The organism is Methanothermobacter thermautotrophicus (assembly GCF_014889545.1).
GTDB lineage: Archaea > Methanobacteriota > Methanobacteria > Methanobacteriales > Methanothermobacteraceae > Methanothermobacter > Methanothermobacter thermautotrophicus_A.
Genome location: NZ_QKOF01000006.1, coordinates 82,864 through 99,733, shown reverse-complemented (window position 1 = coordinate 99,733; position 16,870 = coordinate 82,864). Strand labels below are relative to the sequence as shown.

Below are 16,870 nucleotides of genomic sequence, written 5' to 3'. Positions count from 1 at the left end.
GTATACATTTCTGGAGTAGATTTCTACTCATCGAAATTTATTTTTTAGTTCAGTTCAGGGAAAGGACACAGGTCCACTTTTAAGTTATTTGTCCACATCATATACTGATTTTAAGCCCTGATCTGGTATCAGTCAGTACATTAAATAGATATCTGCTGCATATTCAGGCATCGTCTCTAAAAATTTATATTGTAATGGTCCCATTCTTATATTGGTATTATGAGATACATTGGAAAGAGGGACCTTTTTACAGTTGGCAAGTATCTTGGCACAATAATGCAGGGCGTGGGTTTTGTTGTTGCGCTACCCATCCTCATAGCCATCATCTACGGTGAGGGTAACTTGCAAAGTTTTATTATACCTGCAGCCATCTCTCTGGGCGCAGGAACCGTTCTCAAGAGATACATGCCAGAGGAATGTTCAGTGCGCCTCAAGCATGGAATGATGGTCGCATGCCTGGCATGGCTGTGGGCAGGGATCATCGGGAGCCTTATAATGATGTCTGCCCTCGGCATTGACCTCACAAACGCATTCTTTGAGAACATGTCCGCCTGGACAGGAAGCGGGTTCACCATATTCTCCGATGTAGAATCCCTCCCGAGATCAATACTTTTTTTAAGAAGTCTTGAGCAGTGGATCGGCGGTCTTGGTGTGGTTATAGTTGTTATAGGCATACTCATAAGGCCAGGTACCGCTGCATCACGTCTCTACAAGTCCGAAGCTAGAGATGAAAGAATAAAACCAAGCATAGCAAATACCGTCAAAACCATCTGGTGGATCTACATAACCTATACCCTCATTGGTATTGTCCTCTACGGCATCACAGGGATGCCGCTCTTTGACGCAGTCAACAATACCCTGACAAATCTGTCCACCGGTGGGATGTCAATTAAGAATATGAACATAGGATACTACCATAGCACCGCCGTTTACCTTGTAACCATGCTCCTCATGATACTGGGGGGTACGAGTTTCCTTGTTCACTATCAGCTCCTGAAGGGTAACTTTTTCAGGGTGATCCATGATATACAGCTGCAGGCCACCGTGGTCTTTATAAGCATCTTCACCATCCTTGCAGTCTACGTGGGGGGTGTTGCCCCCCTGGAGTCCATCTACCATGTTATATCTGCACTTAGCTGTACAGGTTCAAGCATAAGTTCACCATCCCAGATGGTAGCATGGCCGGCATACTTCAAGCTTGTTCTCATAATATGTATGCTCACAGGAATGGCCGCCGGTTCAACCACGGGGGCAGTCAAGATAATACGGGTGATAACCGTCCTCAAGGGGATTTACTGGGAGATCCTGAGAATACTCGCCCCTGAGGGATCAGTTATCCCAAGGAAACTATCAGGAAAGTCAGTGAGCGACACCGAGATAAGGGAGGCGGGTTCCTATATAAGCCTATACTTCGTCCTCCTCTTCTTCACATGGTCCGTACTTGTTGTCTATGGCTATGACCCCCTAAATTCACTCTTTGAGGCCGCATCTGCCCAGGGAAATGTTGGACTCAGCATGGGTATAACCAGTTTCACGCTGCCAGCTGTGCCCAAGATAGCCCTCATACTGAGCATGTGGCTTGGAAGGCTTGAGATAATCCCCGTACTTGTGCTTATACGTGGATTTGTTGAGGCCTTCAAGGCAAGCTGATGTTCAGCCCTTAAAAAATTGATCTAGGGTTTTTATGCCCTTATCCTGACTGGAAAAACCTTATTAATGATGAGGTTTAACACAAGTAAACACAAGTTAACTTGATTTTGCCCTGACTTAGAAGGTGTGGATATGTATGTTGTTATAATGGGTGGAGGAAGAGTCGGATTAACACTTGCAAACCTCCTCATATCAGACGGACATGATGTTACTCTCATAGAAAACGATGAAACACTCTGTGCAAACGCTGCGGTTGAGCTGGACGCCCTTGTAATCTGCGGGAACGGTACAGACATAAAGACCCTTGAGGAGGCCAACATAGCCAATGCAGATGTCTTTGTGGCTGCAACAGGAAATGATGAGGCCAACCTCCTCAGCTGCATACTGGTGAGGGAGTACAGTATCCCCAAGATAATTGCAAGGGTCAGCAACCCTGACTATGAAGATGCCTTCAAGAAGATTGGCATAGACCACGTTATAAGTCCTGAACGGACCGCTGCAGGTTACCTTGAGAAGTTAATAACAAGGCCAAAGGTTGCTGACCTGATAGTCCTCGGGCACGGGGATGCTGAGATCCTGGACATGGAGATCAGGAGCAGCAAGGTTGTCGGCAAAAGGGTTGGTGACGTCTCCCCCACCGATAAATACATAATAGTGGCCATCTACAATAACGGTGACCTCATAATACCCCAGCCAGATATGATCCTTGAAAGGGGTACCAAGGTATCCGTGCTGGTCAAGACCGATGCTGTGAACGAGGTCACCAGAAAATTCACAGGATAAAAGAGATCACCACCTCAGAGCCAGAGAAAAGCTAACCTCTTCTTTTTATGTGACGGGCTATGGTCCTTTATCTGATGAAAAAATATCTGCTGCTCTGAATTGGAGGGAATTGCACTGAGAAGGTTGCTGGATATAAACAAGCAATCTACAAGCATGTGATGCTAAACTCCGAGAAAAGATGCTGCCAGTTCAAGGTGCCTTGACCCGTTATCAACCCATGGCCCATGGCCCGGGAAGAGATACTCAATGTCGAGTTTTCTGAGTCTCCTTATGGAATCTGAAAGCTCAGCAATGTCACCACCAATATCAACCCTTCCGAAACCGCCATCAGCAAATACCGTGTCCCCTGAGATGAGGGATTCGCCGTCATAGAGGCATATGCATCCAGGTGTGTGACCAGGTGTGTGTATGACCTCAAAGTCACCCACAAAATCTCCTTCACCCAGTTCAACGGCCACTTCCATGGCCTCCATGGATGACGAGAACATGTAGGCCACAGTCCTAGTATCATCACCCTCCCTGAGGGCATCTGCATCCAGGCTGTGTATGGATATATCAGCATCAAAGAGCCTGTTACCGCCTGTGTGGTCAAAGTGGCAGTGGGTGTTCACTATGTGTTTTATGTCGGAGGGGTCCACCCCCGCACCTCTAATTCTAGCCAGAAGTGCTTCGGGGTTCATGCCGGTGCCGGTGTCAACTATGGTATCCCCCAGAATGTACATGTTAGAATCAAAGAGTGTTCCTTCAACTGCAATGATATCTCCAAATCTCTGGATCATAAAAATTCCTCAGAAAAAGGGGGGTTGATGGGGTCACTGGGATTTGAACCCAGATCCTAGGATTTCTCTTGTCTCAGTACTCCAATTGGTCATCATACTGTAGTCAGAGCGCGCATTTTCTTCAAAGACAACTGGAGTCCCAGATGATAGCCTGGTTACACCATGACCCCATGCATATAAAATATTTGAAGCCAAGGGTGAGATTTGAACTCACGTGTAATGGATCTGCAGTCCACCGCTTCGCCACTAAGCTACCTTGGCATAAAGTAACTAATATTAGAATTAGTATTTAAACTTTGCGGTCAGTCATCTGAGGCGGGTCTGTCTGTCGTTGCCGGTTACTTCATCCAGGTCCCTTCCCCTCTCCAGGGCGATACCAAGGTCAAGCCTGTAGTTGGAGGACGGTGTCAGTTCAAGGTCGCCTGGTGAGAGAAAGATCCAGTCCCTGTACCTGAATTTTATCCCGATGTAGGGCCTTGCACCGAAGATCTCTGAGAACCTCACAAGGGCCCCAATCTTATCTGAATCAATATATATCCTTTCTCTGGATGTGGTTTTAACTTCAATTGCAAGGTATATCTCCCCGTTGCCTGCAATTATATCAGGGAGAGGTTTCTTTGTTGCCCCCCCTGATGCCGGTGCCCTCATAGCCGCAAATCCCTTTTCCCAGAGGAGCTTTACAAGGTCCCTCTCACCACGTGTTCCGTTCTTGACCATGGAAACACCCTAAATGTGGCTCTCAATCCTCCGGGCCCTGAAGGTTCCCCTCCCTGTTTCATTGAGCCAGTCAATGAGGGCATCCTTAAGGATGAGATTCTGATCATGGAGTAGAATATCCACGGTTATGCCTGAGCGGTTGAATCTCTCATCATATGGTATGAAACGTATGAATGTCCCTGTGAAGTGGTACCTGTTTTTCAGGAACCTGGGTGAGGTATACCCCCTCCATGGCACCGATTTCAGTGCCATCAATAATTACAGATGCTCTGAAGGACGCGCAGGTTCTCTCAATACGTATCATATGATCATCCAGGGATTTTTGAGATACTCTTAAGGGGGGAGATAATAAATAGTTTTCCTTTATGAAATAATCAGCCACTGTTTAGATGAGAGAATGAGTGATGAGAATGGGGCCGGGGCCGAGATTTGAACCCGAGTCGCGGGATCCACAGTCCCGAAGGATAACCACCTACCCCACCCCGGCAGTTGAATCATATCACAGTGCGGGGGCAGGGATTCGAACCCTGGTAGGCCTACGCCAACAGGTCCTAAGCCTGTCCCCTTTGGCCAGCTCGGGCACCCCCGCAGCGATGATGATGAATATGAAGAATAATCCAGTAAAAGGTAAAGAATGCTCCGGCCGGGATTTGAACCCGAGTCTTCGGCTCGAAAGGCCGAAATGATTGGCCGGACTACACTACCGGAGCCTCTGATTACCGATTAAGTGGGCCCAATGGGATTCGAACCCATGGCCGCCCGGTTATGAGCCGGGCGCTCTACCTGGCTAAGCTATGGGCCCATGACGCCGCCGACAGGGCTCGAACCTGTGACCAATCGGTTAACAGCCGAACGCTCTACCTACTGAGCTACGGCGGCACCTGCCAAGTACAAGTCCCTTGCTTGCAACAAACCAGTGGTTTGTGGTGCACATCCCAAGGCGTACAATTAGATTTATACCCATCATATATAAAGTTTTCGGTTCATGGTCCCCTTCTGCAGACATCACTACATGATGAGGGTGTGCTCAGATACCGAAGAGGGCCGATGCCGCGGCGGCAGTTACGATTGCCATGATGATCAGGAGCGGTGCAGAGGACTTTCTCCTCGCAGCCGAGGATACATAGATGAGGAGTATGATCATGGCTGCGAGAACTCCCAGCAGACCCATTAATCTGCCAAGAATGACCGTCAGGATCACAAGGATGACCGCGCCCATTATCACAGTATCCCACTCAAATCCGCCCCTGGAAGTTTCCCTGGGCTTCGCCCGCAGGTCTTCCCTCACCGGGGTCTCCCTGAATTCTCCTGAAATGAACCTGGATTTGAGGGGTTTTTCCTCAAGGAGGGTTCCACAGTTTCTGCAGAACCTCGAACCCTCACGATTTCGCTCACCACATCTTGGGCAGTAGACCATTTCAACCTCCTCGTTAGCATCAAAGTTTATCTCAATGAAACTTTATAAAGTATTCTGCAGTAGATGTGGTATCATAGAGTTGACCGGTAGACAAAGTTCCACAACCAAAGGACTTCACTTATCATCTTATTCAAGTGTTACATATGAATGTTATAGAATCGTTGAAGGAAAGAAACATCCTCGAACTCATAGAGAAGGCTGGAAAGATAACCCTGAAAAAACATGGTGACATGATAAGCCTCGAGAGGGCTGTTTTTCTATCCTGGTGGTGTGAAAGGGGTGACTGTGCCTTCTGCTACATGAGCACCCAGAAGCCCAGGATAAAGGATCCTTCAATGGCCAGGAGAAACGTAAACGCCATACTGGCAGAGGCAGAGATCTGTAGAAGGATCGGATGGAACATAGAGTTCCTTTCAGGGGGTTATGGCTCCTTCTCTGGAATGGAAATAAAGAGTATCGCTGAGAGGATAAGGGACATAACAGACGCCCCTGTATGGCTCAACACAGGCATAACATCTGAACTGGAGATCTACGGGTCAGAGGTTGCCGGTATAACAGGGGCCCTTGAGGTTGCAAGGCCCGAGCTTCAGAGAAGGCTATGCCCAAGCAAGCCACGGGAAGACATAATCTCAATGCTGGAAAAAGCAGATGAACTCGGGTTCAGGAAGGGTATAACCATAATCCTTGGACTCGGGGAAACACCCGAAGACCTCACACACCTCTTTGGATTCATAAGGGACCTGAAAATAGATCGCGTCACCTTCTATGCCCTTAACCCCCATGAGGGCACCCCCTTTGAAAACCAGCCCCAGCCATCCACCCTCTACTATGCAGGGACGGTGGCGGCTACACGCATAGAGTTTCCGGAGCTTGAAATCATAACAGGTACCTGGATAGATAACCTTGGCAGTATAGGGCCCCTGGTCCTCGGCGGAGCCAACGGGATAACCAAGTTCCCCCTCTTCAAGATGTTCGGCACAGCTTATGGTAGGCGTGTTGAGGATGAGGTCCACTGGGCTGGAAGAAGACTCAGCGGTACATTCACAGACCTTGAGAGACTCATGAATGGGAGGTCCTACCCTGAACTTGACCCCTTCATAGAAAGATACGTTGAGGGGTGTCTGAAAAATCTTAAATTGCTTTAAGTAAATGATGATAATAATATAACTCTGAAGTTCACCGGATCATGAAAAGGGAGGAATAAACATTAAGATGAAATGTGGTCTTGAAATTCATGTTCAGCTTGACACCAGATCAAAGCTCTTCTGCAGGTGCCCCACAGACTACCAGGACGCCCCACCAAACACCAACATATGCCCGGTCTGCCTCAACCAGCCCGGAGCCAAACCATACCCTCCAAACAGGAGCGCCCTTGAAGGTGCGATTAAAATTGCCCTCATGCTCGATTGCAGGATAAACCCTGAGATCACCTACTTCATGCGTAAGCACTACAACTACCCTGACCTCCCCTCGGGTTATCAGAGGACATCCGTACCCGTGGGCCTTGAGGGTGAGCTAAACGGTGTCAGGATAAGGGAGGTCCACATCGAGGAGGATCCTGGCCAGTACAGGCCCGATCAGGGGACAGTGGACTTCAACAGGTCAGGGATACCCCTCATTGAGATAGTCACAGAACCCGACATGAACTCCCCTGAGGAGGCCAGGAACTTCCTCAGGGAACTCATAAGGGTCCTCGAGTACAGTGGCTGTGCCCGTGGTGAGGGTACCATGAGGGCAGACGTCAACATATCCCTTGAGGGTGGGAAGAGGGTTGAAATAAAGAACATAAACTCAATTAAGGGCGCCTATAAGGCCCTGAAATTTGAGATGGTAAGACAGAAGAACCTCCTGAAGAGGGGTGTTGAGGTTAAACAGGAAACAAGGGCCTTTCTTGAGTCACAGATGATAACGGTTTCAATGAGGCTCAAGGAGGAGGCAGAGGACTACAGGTACATACCTGACCCTGACCTTCCACCAATGCAGTTCACTGATGATGCTGTTGAGGGCATAAGGGAGATTATACCTGAAGCACCCCACCTGAAGGTGAAGCGTTTCATGGAGGAGTACGGCCTGAGGGAGGAGGATGCCCGGGTCCTCACATCAGAGCTGGAGCTTGCAGACGCATTCGAAGAGGTTGCAGCGTCAATAGACCCAGAATTTGCCGCCCTATGGATGAGGGATGAGCTGAAGAGGGTGCTCTACTACAACAAAATAAGCTTTGCAGAAAGCATGATAACACCCCAGGATATCATCGAGCTCCTTACAATGATCAGGAAGAAGGAGATAACGAGCAAGGCCGCCAAGAAGATCATAGAGAAAATGCCATTGAATACAAAGGGCCCCCGCGATATAGCAACTGAAATGGGACTTATAGGCATCATAGATGAATCTGAAGTTATAAAGGCCGTTGAACAGGCCATAAGAGAGAATCCAGGGGCTGTTGAGGATTACCATGCCGGTAAGGAGGCAGCCATAAACTTCCTGGTTGGTCAGGTCATGAGGATGACCCGCGGCAAGGCTGAACCCGAACGCACCGTTGAACTGATAAAGGAACGGATCTGAGGTGTATGGCCAAGAACGTCCTGGATCTTCTGATGTGGCATCCAAAGTGGGATATTGAACTTTGCCGAATAAGCTACATCCACAGGGGTGCCCACAGGAACCTCAGGACAATCAGGGGCTCCGAAATCGAAAGGCTTGATAGGGGCTTCCTGATACTGAGGGATGGTACATCCATACCCTACCACCGTGTGGTGAAGATAGTCTGCGATAACAGTTTCATCTGGAAAAAACAGAAGAAGGGATAGGATGAGTAACAAGGCACTTGTAAGGGACTACATGACCCGGGACGTTATAACGGTCTCATCAGATACTTCAACTGCTGAGATAATCAAACTCATGAAGGAAACGGGACATGACGGGTTTCCTGTTAAGGATAACGGTACGGTAATCGGGATGGTGACGGCCTTTGACCTTCTTATAAAGCCCTGGGTTAAGACTGTCTCAGAGATCATGTCAAGGGACGTTGTTGTGGCTGACCAGGACATGTCACTCAATGACGCTGCAAGGGTAATGTTCAGGATGGGTATCTCCAGGCTGCCGGTTATAAACAAGGAGGGTAAGCTTGTTGGGATCATAACGAACACAGATATAGTGAGGTCCCACATCGAGCGTTCAACACCCATGAAGGTCAACTACTTCAAGAAGACCCTGGAACAGCTTTACGGTGTTAAACCGGAGGTTAAAAGGATGAAGGTCCCCATTGAAAAATTGAGGCCAACCCAGAACAGGGTCTATGCCGATGAACTCCAGGGGAGAACCTATGAAATTAAGAGGGGCCTTGCAGAGCCCACAATCGTTGTTAAGACAGGTGACAGGTACGTCCTCATTGATGGTCACCACAGGACCCTTGCATCCTACAGGCTCGGGTGCAAGGAGATAGACGCCTATGTTATAGACATAAAGAAGGATATGAAGCTGGGTATGGAGAAGACTGCTGACCTCAATGGTGTCCACACACTGGATGATATAGAGGTCATCGATGACGCCCAGCACCCTCTGATTGCAATAACTACAAGCATGAGAAAGGCAATGGCGGGTAAGAAGAATGGTAGATGAGGGAATTTTAAGGGAAGTTTACGGTGTTCTTGAGGATAGGAGGGACAATCCAATTGATTCATACACTTCACACCTCATGAGGGATGATGATAAGAGGGCTGAGGATAAGATCCTCGAGAAGATAGGTGAGGAGGCCGCGGAGGTCATAATAGCCTCAAAGAATGATGAGAACCTCGTGGAGGAGGCAGCGGACCTCATATTCCACACGATCCTCCTACTGGTATACAAGGGCGTGCCCCTTGACAGCCTTCTGGAGGAGTTTGCTGCAAGAAGAAAATAGGGAAAGACAGCTCCAACGGTAGAAGCAGGACAGGAAATGGAATAGGCTGGTTGAAACTCAGATAAGAGGTAATTCCATGCGGTAGAACATTCTGTTTAAGATTTTTATTCCGCTTTCGTCTTTGATTCTGAAACCGAATTTCCTGTAAAGGTTGAGGGCCGGTTTGTTGCCCTGTGCAACGTCAAGGGTGAGCCTTTCAAGGCCCGAGCCCTCTGCTATTTTTCGTGCCTCCTCAAGGAGTCTGAATCCAACACCCGTCCCCCTTGATCGGGGTGAAACTGCAAGGGATGAGATGTAAAGATCACCCTCACCTATTTCCAGTGTGCTGAGTGAGTCAATTAAATCCATGGCAGAGAACCTCAGGAAATCCCAGGGTCCTAGATATCTTAGTAAATCCAGCCTTCTGCGCCCTCAAGTTCATAGGCCAGTGCACCAATAACCTGCGGCCCCCTGGATGCCAGTATTATCCTGTCAGGACCCGGGTACAGTCCGTAGTCTATAAGCTTTTCTATTATCAGATCGGGCTCAGTGAAGAACCAGTCAAATAGCTGCCTGTCTGACTCATATATGAGGTGGCTCACAGCCTTTCTGGATGATGGTGTGGGTCTGAATTGATGTACTCTCATGCTATCGTCTTCTATCTTTGAATCTGTAAGGAACCAAGCTGCTATCTATTATTGGGAATCAGTGCGATTTCCATTTTTAAGATACTGGCTGTATAAAAATTTGTTAAAATAAAGGGATATGAAAAGTAAGTCACTAAAAAAGGAGAATTTACTGTTCTGCGTCGAGCATTTCGCCGTATTCTATCTCTATCTGGCATCCCTTCGGACCGCAGCAGAAGTGCTGTAGATCAAAGTTTACAAGCATGTTTTTCACCTCTCAACCTTCTTTACTATAGTAAAGTAACTTAATGTATTTAAATTATGTAGTTACACAAACCGCATATACTTACAATCAGTATACCATGTTACAGTTAGTATACAGGTGATGTTATGGAAGATGATGAATACCTCTGCTCAGTCGAGGTCGCAATCAACGAGATAGGTGGCAAATGGAAATCGCTGGTCCTGTGCGCCCTGAAGGATGGTAAACTCCGCTTCAGTGAAATAAACAGGAGAATCCCAAAAATAACACAGCGGATGCTAACAAGGACACTCCGTGAACTTGAATCCAGTGCACTGATAAAGAGGAAGGTCTACCCTGAAGTGCCCCCAAGGGTGGAGTACTGCCTCACAGAGAAGGGAAAATCCGTCATACCCATACTGGATGCCCTCTGTGAGTGGGGTAAACAGTACGGGTCTCAGGAATATTCCAGAGACGACCCCAATTAAAAGGGCCCAGGGAGCTACAGGCTGCAGGTCCTCAATATCTTAACTGCAAGAACAGCTGCCCCGAATCCATTGTCTATGTTAACAACCCCTATGCCAGGCGAACATGACTGGAGCATTGAGTTAAGTGCCACTGAACCCCCCTCACCCACACCGTAGCCAACAGAGGTTGGAACCCCTATGACGGGTACATCAACAAGTCCTGCAACCACGGAGGGAAGAGCACCCTCCATACCTGCAACCACAATGATTGCCTTAACCTCTGATTCATGCATCCTCCTCAATGGATCCATGAGCCTGTGGAGGCCTGCAACACCAACATCATAGGCAGTGATGACCTCACAACCTGATTCCTCTGCAACCACCCTTGCCTCCTCTGCAACAGGGATGTCTGATGTGCCTGCAGATAGCAGGCCTATCATCCCAATAAACTCAGGGTCTTTTGATCTTACAGCAAGAACCCTGGCGGTCTCATGGTACTCAATTCTTCTATCAATATCCCCCAGTTCTTTCAGTATCCCTTCAGCCCTATCAGGTGGGAGTCTGGTTACAAGCACATCCCCCACAGCCTTCACAATATTAACTATATCCTCATCACTCTTTCCTGGGGCGAATACTGCCTCGGGAAATCCTGTTCTCTTCTCCCGAAATATGTCAAACCTCACTCTATCCCCCAGGCTCAGCTGGGCTGATTCAATGGCCCTCTCAGCTTCCTCCAGGGATATCCTTCCCCTTAGTAGTTCCTCAAGAATTGATCTTACCGGCATCACTACCTAATTTATAAGTACATCAATATAATCTTAGCATAGGAGAACTCATGCAAAACTCAAGGTAGATAGAAATGTACCGTGCCCATCTCACAGTGGAGGGAATAGTCCAGGGTGTTGGCTTCAGACCAGCAGTCTACAGACTTGCAAAGGAACTCGGCCTCACGGGATACGTGAGGAACATGGGGAACATGGTGGAAATAGCCCTCGAGGGTAGCCACGAAGGCATTGAAGAATTCATTGAGAGGCTTAAGAAAGATAAGCCCCCTATTTCAAGGATAAACAGTATAAAAAAGGACATTTTTGAGGTTAATGAGGCATCATTCGCTGAATTCAGCATAAAGGAGAGTTCATCCAGTTCCTCAGGGACATCTGTAATACCCGCAGATGTCGCCACCTGCAGCAGCTGTCTTGAAGAGATGATGGATGAGAATAACCGGAGATACCTCTATCCCTTCACCGCCTGCACAGACTGTGGTCCCAGATTCACCGTTATAGAATCCATTCCCTATGACCGTGAAAGGACCAGCATGCGTGAGTTCCCCCTCTGCAGTTCCTGCATGGAGGAATACCTCAACCCCCTCGACAGGAGGTACCATGCAGAGGCCACCTGCTGCCCCATCTGCGGTCCAAAGCCCTTCCTGTACAGGGATGGAATCCTGAAGACCCCTGACCCCATTAAAATGGCGGCAGAACTCCTTGATGATGGCAACATACTTGCAGTTAAGGGGATCGGCGGGACGCACCTCGTCTGCCGTGCCGATGAGGATGATGTAGTTAAAAGGCTCCGTTCAGGGCTCGGAAGACCAAATCAGCCCTTCGCATGCATGTCCCCTGACCTTGAATCCATAGAGTCCTATGCGTCCATATCAGACGTGGAGGAGGAGGCCCTCACCTCAAGGAGGAGGCCCATCGTGGTTCTGAAAAAAAGCCGTGACTACTGCCTGGCCCCCTCTGTTGCACCGGGCCTCCATAACATAGGGGCCATGTTACCCTACTCTGGTCTTCACCATGTCCTCCTAAGGTACACAGAGGCGCCTGCCTATGTGATGACATCTGCAAACAGGCCAGGGGACCCCATGTTCATAGAGAACACTGAGATCATAGGGGGGCTTCAGGGGATAGCAGATTATTTCCTGCTCCATGACCGGAGGATTGTGAACCGCTGCGATGACTCTGTTGTCCGTTTCAGGGGTGGTGAGATGGCATTCATAAGGAGGTCCCGCGGATACGCCCCTGAACCCTACGATATCTCCCATATCACAGGTGATGTCTCGGCAATCTGCCTGGGACCAGAACTTGACGTTACATTCTCGGTGCTGAAGGGTGGTCAGTGCTATGTCTCCCAGCACATAGGTAACACCTCAAGGTACGACACCCTCCTATTCCTGAAGGACGCTGTGGATTATCTCATGGACATAACCGGGACAGATGCTGTTGATGTTATAGCCTGTGACCTGCACCCCCAGTTCCTCACGACATCCTATGCTGAGGAACTCGCCAGCAGGTTTTCTGCAGAGGTCCTGAGGGTCCAGCACCACCACGCCCATGCCCTTGCCCTGATGCTTGATGGTGGTGTTGATGAGTTCATATGCATAGCTGCAGATGGTGTTGGTTACGGTAATGACGGCACATCATGGGGTGGTGAGATACTCCACTGCCATGGTCCAGATTATGAGAGACTGGGGAGTCTGATGCCCCAGAGAATGCCGGGCGGTGACCTTGCGACAAGGTACCCGGCGCGGATGCTCCTCTCCATGTTGAGGGGGCGCTATGATGGAGATCTGAGGGAGCTATTCAGGGAGAGGTACTCTGACTACTTCCCCCACGGGGAGAGGGAGATCGATGTGGTGATGAGGCAGCTGGAGTCCGGGCTGAATACAGGTATAAGTACAGGCACCGGCCGTGTGCTTGATGCCATCTCAGCAGCCCTCAGGATCTGCGGTGAAAGGACCTATGAGGGTGAGTGTGCAATGAAACTTGAATCCGAGGCCTTCAGAGCCTCTGGAAGGCTGAGTATACCCTTTGAGGTTAAAGAAAAAGGTGGGATGTACATCCTGGACACATCAGCCATCCTGCTGGATGTCATGGAACTTATTGATAGGGGTGAGGATAGATCAGAGATAGCCCATGCCGCCCAGAAAGCTGTTGCAGAGGGCCTTGCAGAGATGGCGGTACTTGCAGCAGATGATGCTGGAGTGAAGTGTATCGGTGGAACCGGTGGCGTGTTCTATAATGAGGCCATAAGTCTCGCTGTGAGGGATTACGTCACAGAGAGGGGTTACAGGTTCATCCAGCACAGGAATTCCTGTGCAGGTGATGGCTCAGTTTCCCTGGGACAGGCCGTGGCCGTAGCTCTCAGATACCGTTAGGGGTTGAGACACTGTCAGAGCAGAGACTAGGAGATAATAAGCTTCAACATTATAAAACAGGGCCCCTGTGGGAATAACAACGTCACTCCATTTTCCTTCGAATCTCTGCTTCCATCAGCAGGTCCTCGGCCCTCCTCTTAAGGTGATCATAGAGCCTTATGAGGTTCTTTAACTCCTCAACTGCCTCCCATTGACCCCTCTTTATCTTATTTTCAATGTTGAGTAGTCGTGACCATTCATCTCCGGGAGGTAGCTGCTTCCTGTTTAGGAGGTCATCCATGACGTCAACCCTGAAGGTGTTCCTGTTTATTGTTATGCTGACGTGGATGTCCCTTGAGATGTCATAGTACTTGCGGGGCCTTCCCCTCTCTATTTTTTTGAAGAAGGAACTCAGTATCCCTGCCTCCTCCATGGCCCTGAGGTGCTCTATTATGGCCTTCTGGCCTATATCCAGCTCCCGGGATATCTCACTGACAAATCTTGGCTCCTCACGCAGGAGGTTTATGATATCCCTTCGGGTCTTGCAGCCCATAACGTCGAGTATAACTTCCATGTTCTGGTTTTCAGTGGATTTTCCGCTCATCATGTAGATTATGTCGAAAGGTTTATATAACCTTTTGTAAGTATAATAGCTATAAGGTTATAGGTAACCTCCGGTAACTTTAATTTCTGTAAAAAATCAAAGGTGAACTGATGTGCAAAGATAAAAAAACTGATTCTAAATCTCCAGAGAAATGCCAGAAGGAAGTTGAGAAACTCACGGAGCGTCTGGAAGAACTCGAAAACGAAATCCAAAAGAAGGAAGAGGAAATCAAGGAGTACACCTCTCACCTACAGAGACTCCAGGCAGATTTCGACAACTACAAGAAACAGATGGAGAAACAGGAAATCGAACTAATAAAAAACGCCAACGAAAAACTCATACTCAAGCTCCTTGACGTCTACGAGGACCTTGAGAGGGCCATTGAAAATCAGGACAGCAGCGTGGACGGCCTTGAGGTCATCTACCGGAAGTTCAGGGACACCCTCACAAAGGAGGGACTCAGTGAGATACCCGCAGAGGGGGAAAAATTCGACCCATTCCTCCACGAGGCAGTTATGGTTGAGGACCATGACGGATACGAGGATGGTGTCATCATCGAGGAGTTATCACGTGGTTACAAACTGAACGACCGCATAATAAAGCACTCAATTGTTAAGGTATGTAAGAAAAGCTGATTTGAGGTGATCACATGACAAAGAAAGAAAAAATTCTCGGTATTGACCTTGGAACAAGTAACTCTGCAGCCGCAGTTCTCATAGGCGGTAAACCAACCATCATACCCAGTGCAGAGGGTGCATCACAGTACGGTAAATCATTCCCAAGCTGCGTGGCATTCACAGAGGACGGACAGATGCTGGTGGGTGAACCTGCAAGGCGCCAGGCAGTCACAAACCCTGAGAACACCATAACAGCAATAAAAAGGAGTATGGGTACAGACAGGAAGGTTAAGGTTCAGGGCAAGGAGTACACACCACAGGAGATCTCAGCATTCATCCTCCAGAAGATCAAAAAGGATGCCGAGGCCTTCCTGGGAGAGGAGATAAACAAGGCAGTGATTACTGTGCCGGCGTACTTTGACGACAACCAGAGGACAGCCACAAAGGACGCCGGGACCATCGCCGGCCTTGACGTTGTGAGGCTCGTCAACGAGCCAACAGCCGCAAGCCTGGCCTACGGGCTTGACAAGGAAGACGAGGACATGGTCATAATGGTCTTTGACCTCGGTGGAGGTACACTGGACGTTACGATAATGGAATTCGGTGGAGGAGTCTTTGAGGTTAGATCAACCAGTGGTGACACCCAGCTCGGTGGAACCGACATGGACAATGCAATAATGAATTACCTTGCCGATGAATTCAAAAAGGAGACAGGCATAGACCTCATGGAGGACGACCAGGCAGTCCAGAGGTTGAGGGAGGCCGCCGAGAAGGCAAAGATAGAACTATCAACAACCCTGACAACCGAAGTGAACCTCCCATACATAACAGTGGCACAGGACGGACCAAAACACCTCATAAAGACAATAACAAGGGCCAAGCTGGAGGAACTCGTTGACCCTATAGTTCAGAGATGTGCAGGGCCCATGGAACAGGCACTTAAGGACGCCAAGATGACCAGGGAGGACGTCGACAAGATAATACTTGTCGGTGGACCTACAAGGATGCCCATCGTCCAGAAATTTGTTGAGGACTTCATAGGAAAACCCGTCGAGAGGGGAATAGACCCCATGGAGTGCGTTGCCATGGGTGCAGCCATACAGGGAGGTGTCCTTGCAGGTGAGATAAAGGACCTGGTACTTCTCGATGTAACACCACTGTCCCTCGGTATAGAGACCCTCGGCGGAGTCTTCACCAAGCTGATAGAAAGGAACACCACAATACCCACCAAGAAGAGCCAGATATTCTCAACCGCAGCAGACAACCAGACATCAGTGGACATCCACGTCCTCCAGGGTGAGAGGCCGATGGCCGCAGACAACACAAGCCTTGGAAGATTCCAGCTCGTTGGCATACCACCGGCACCCCGTGGAGTACCCCAGATTGAGGTGACCTTTGACATCGATGCAAACGGTATACTGAACGTTTCAGCAAAGGACCTTGGAACAGGTAAGGAACAGGCCATAACAATAACAGCCCCAAACAAGCTTTCCGAGGAGGAGATAAAACAGAAGATAGAGGAGGCCAAGAAACACGCGGAGGAGGACAGACGAAAACAGGAGGAAATCGAAATAAGGAACAATGCAGACTCCATGATTTACACTGCAGAAAAGACCCTGGATGAACTCGGAGACAAGGTGCCAGCCGAGAAGAAGGAAGAGGTTGAGAAACAGGTCAGTGAACTCAGGGAACTCATAGCAGGAGACGACATCCAGGCGATAAAATCAAAGACAGAGGAGCTCACAAAGACGGTCCAGGAGATCGGAGCAGTTATATATCAGCAGGCAGCACAGCAGCAGACAGACAGCACCGCATCCACCGGTGAAAACCAGGGCGGCGATGACACAATAGATGCAGACTTTGAGGTTAAAAATTAGCCCTCCCAACCCCACCTTTTTTATTGTTGATAAACAACTAATTCCTAGGATACTGTTTCTAGAGTATACAGGTGAAAAT

The 16,870-nt window shown here is 48.9% G+C and carries 19 protein-coding genes and 7 tRNA genes; 11 read left to right on the top strand and 15 right to left on the bottom strand.

The window, feature by feature from the left end; genetic code table 11:
* The first annotated feature begins 219 nt into the window (after positions 1–219).
* Complete coding sequence (locus DNK57_RS04895; RefSeq protein ID WP_192961924.1) at positions 220–1,650, top strand: TrkH family potassium uptake protein; 1,431 nt, start codon at positions 220–222, stop codon at positions 1,648–1,650.
* Positions 1,651–1,782: 132 nt separating this feature from the next.
* Positions 1,783–2,433 carry a potassium channel family protein gene (locus DNK57_RS04890; protein WP_192961923.1) on the top strand — a complete coding sequence of 217 codons (651 nt, stop codon included), beginning with the start codon at positions 1,783–1,785 and terminating at the stop codon, positions 2,431–2,433.
* Positions 2,434–2,594: 161 nt separating this feature from the next.
* Here DNK57_RS04890 and DNK57_RS04885 read toward each other — a convergent pair whose 3' ends face one another.
* The 11 genes from DNK57_RS04885 to DNK57_RS04835 form a co-directional block, all read right to left on the bottom strand.
* On the bottom strand, positions 2,595–3,212 hold the full coding sequence (locus DNK57_RS04885) for an MBL fold metallo-hydrolase (RefSeq protein ID WP_192961922.1): 618 nt from the start codon (positions 3,210–3,212) through the stop codon (positions 2,595–2,597).
* Positions 3,213–3,240: 28 nt separating this feature from the next.
* Positions 3,241–3,382 (bottom strand) — tRNA-Trp (locus tag DNK57_RS04880).
* Between the two features lie 19 nt (positions 3,383–3,401).
* Positions 3,402–3,473 (bottom strand) — tRNA-Cys (locus DNK57_RS04875).
* A 45-nt stretch (positions 3,474–3,518) separates the two neighbouring features.
* Positions 3,519–3,929, bottom strand: coding sequence for a Holliday junction resolvase Hjc (hjc, locus tag DNK57_RS04870; protein WP_192961921.1), 411 nt, complete (start codon positions 3,927–3,929; stop codon positions 3,519–3,521).
* A gap of 9 nt (positions 3,930–3,938) precedes the next feature.
* Positions 3,939–4,181, bottom strand: a complete 243-nt coding sequence (locus tag DNK57_RS04865; RefSeq protein ID WP_226891073.1) for a hypothetical protein — start codon at positions 4,179–4,181, stop codon at positions 3,939–3,941.
* A 159-nt stretch (positions 4,182–4,340) separates the two neighbouring features.
* A tRNA-His gene (locus DNK57_RS04860) sits at positions 4,341–4,416 on the bottom strand.
* Between the two features lie 18 nt (positions 4,417–4,434).
* Positions 4,435–4,518, bottom strand: a tRNA-Leu gene (locus DNK57_RS04855).
* 46 nt (positions 4,519–4,564) lie between these two features.
* Positions 4,565–4,639 (bottom strand) — tRNA-Glu (locus DNK57_RS04850).
* Between the two features lie 18 nt (positions 4,640–4,657).
* Positions 4,658–4,731: transfer RNA gene (locus tag DNK57_RS04845), tRNA-Ile, on the bottom strand.
* 4 nt (positions 4,732–4,735) lie between these two features.
* Positions 4,736–4,808: transfer RNA gene (locus DNK57_RS04840), tRNA-Asn, on the bottom strand.
* Between the two features lie 148 nt (positions 4,809–4,956).
* Positions 4,957–5,346, bottom strand: a complete 390-nt coding sequence (locus DNK57_RS04835; RefSeq protein ID WP_192961920.1) for a zinc ribbon domain-containing protein — start codon at positions 5,344–5,346, stop codon at positions 4,957–4,959.
* Between the two features lie 143 nt (positions 5,347–5,489).
* Here DNK57_RS04835 and DNK57_RS04830 point away from each other — a divergent pair, with 143 nt between their 5' ends.
* The 5 genes from DNK57_RS04830 (at position 5,490) to hisE (ending at position 9,244) form a co-directional block, all read left to right on the top strand.
* Complete coding sequence (locus DNK57_RS04830) at positions 5,490–6,491, top strand: radical SAM protein (protein WP_192961919.1); 1,002 nt, start codon at positions 5,490–5,492, stop codon at positions 6,489–6,491.
* A gap of 67 nt (positions 6,492–6,558) precedes the next feature.
* Positions 6,559–7,908: an Asp-tRNA(Asn)/Glu-tRNA(Gln) amidotransferase subunit GatB gene (gene gatB / locus DNK57_RS04825; protein WP_192961918.1), complete on the top strand. Its 1,350-nt coding sequence runs from the start codon at positions 6,559–6,561 to the stop codon at positions 7,906–7,908.
* A gap of 5 nt (positions 7,909–7,913) precedes the next feature.
* Positions 7,914–8,153, top strand: a complete 240-nt coding sequence (locus DNK57_RS04820) for a DUF504 domain-containing protein (protein WP_192961917.1) — start codon at positions 7,914–7,916, stop codon at positions 8,151–8,153.
* Between the two features lies 1 nt (position 8,154).
* Positions 8,155–8,964: a CBS domain-containing ParB/RepB/Spo0J family partition protein gene (locus DNK57_RS04815; protein ID WP_192961916.1), complete on the top strand. Its 810-nt coding sequence runs from the start codon at positions 8,155–8,157 to the stop codon at positions 8,962–8,964.
* Positions 8,954–9,244, top strand: a complete 291-nt coding sequence (gene hisE / locus DNK57_RS04810; protein WP_192961915.1) for a phosphoribosyl-ATP diphosphatase — start codon at positions 8,954–8,956, stop codon at positions 9,242–9,244. The genes DNK57_RS04815 and hisE overlap by 11 nt, the downstream gene beginning before the upstream one ends.
* A gap of 57 nt (positions 9,245–9,301) precedes the next feature.
* On the opposite strand, the gene DNK57_RS09095 is transcribed toward hisE, so the two are convergent.
* Both DNK57_RS09095 and DNK57_RS09090 read right to left on the bottom strand, forming a co-directional pair.
* On the bottom strand, positions 9,302–9,592 hold the full coding sequence (locus tag DNK57_RS09095) for a GNAT family N-acetyltransferase (protein WP_226891071.1): 291 nt from the start codon (positions 9,590–9,592) through the stop codon (positions 9,302–9,304).
* A gap of 38 nt (positions 9,593–9,630) precedes the next feature.
* Entirely contained in the window at positions 9,631–9,870 is a 240-nt protein-coding gene (locus tag DNK57_RS09090) for a hypothetical protein (protein WP_226891070.1), read from the bottom strand.
* Positions 9,871–10,239: 369 nt separating this feature from the next.
* Here DNK57_RS09090 and DNK57_RS04800 point away from each other — a divergent pair, with 369 nt between their 5' ends.
* The gene (locus DNK57_RS04800) at positions 10,240–10,578 is read left to right on the top strand and encodes a winged helix-turn-helix transcriptional regulator (protein ID WP_192961914.1); all 339 of its coding nucleotides are present in this window, start codon (positions 10,240–10,242) and stop codon (positions 10,576–10,578) included.
* 14 nt (positions 10,579–10,592) lie between these two features.
* Here DNK57_RS04800 and larB read toward each other — a convergent pair whose 3' ends face one another.
* Entirely contained in the window at positions 10,593–11,342 is a 750-nt protein-coding gene (gene larB, locus DNK57_RS04795) for a nickel pincer cofactor biosynthesis protein LarB (protein WP_192961913.1), read from the bottom strand.
* 74 nt (positions 11,343–11,416) lie between these two features.
* Between larB and hypF the strand changes: the two genes are divergently transcribed.
* Entirely contained in the window at positions 11,417–13,714 is a 2,298-nt protein-coding gene (gene hypF, locus DNK57_RS04790; RefSeq protein WP_192961912.1) for a carbamoyltransferase HypF, read from the top strand.
* Positions 13,715–13,796: 82 nt separating this feature from the next.
* Here hypF and DNK57_RS04785 read toward each other — a convergent pair whose 3' ends face one another.
* Positions 13,797–14,300 carry an ArsR/SmtB family transcription factor gene (locus tag DNK57_RS04785; RefSeq protein WP_192961911.1) on the bottom strand — a complete coding sequence of 168 codons (504 nt, stop codon included), beginning with the start codon at positions 14,298–14,300 and terminating at the stop codon, positions 13,797–13,799.
* Positions 14,301–14,407: 107 nt separating this feature from the next.
* On the opposite strand from DNK57_RS04785, the gene DNK57_RS04780 reads away from it, so the two are divergent.
* A complete protein-coding gene (locus DNK57_RS04780; RefSeq protein WP_192961910.1) occupies positions 14,408–14,932 on the top strand; it encodes a nucleotide exchange factor GrpE in 525 nt (174 codons plus the stop codon).
* A 14-nt stretch (positions 14,933–14,946) separates the two neighbouring features.
* On the top strand, positions 14,947–16,791 hold the full coding sequence (gene dnaK / locus DNK57_RS04775; RefSeq protein ID WP_192961909.1) for a molecular chaperone DnaK: 1,845 nt from the start codon (positions 14,947–14,949) through the stop codon (positions 16,789–16,791).
* Positions 16,792–16,870: the final 79 nt, after the last annotated feature.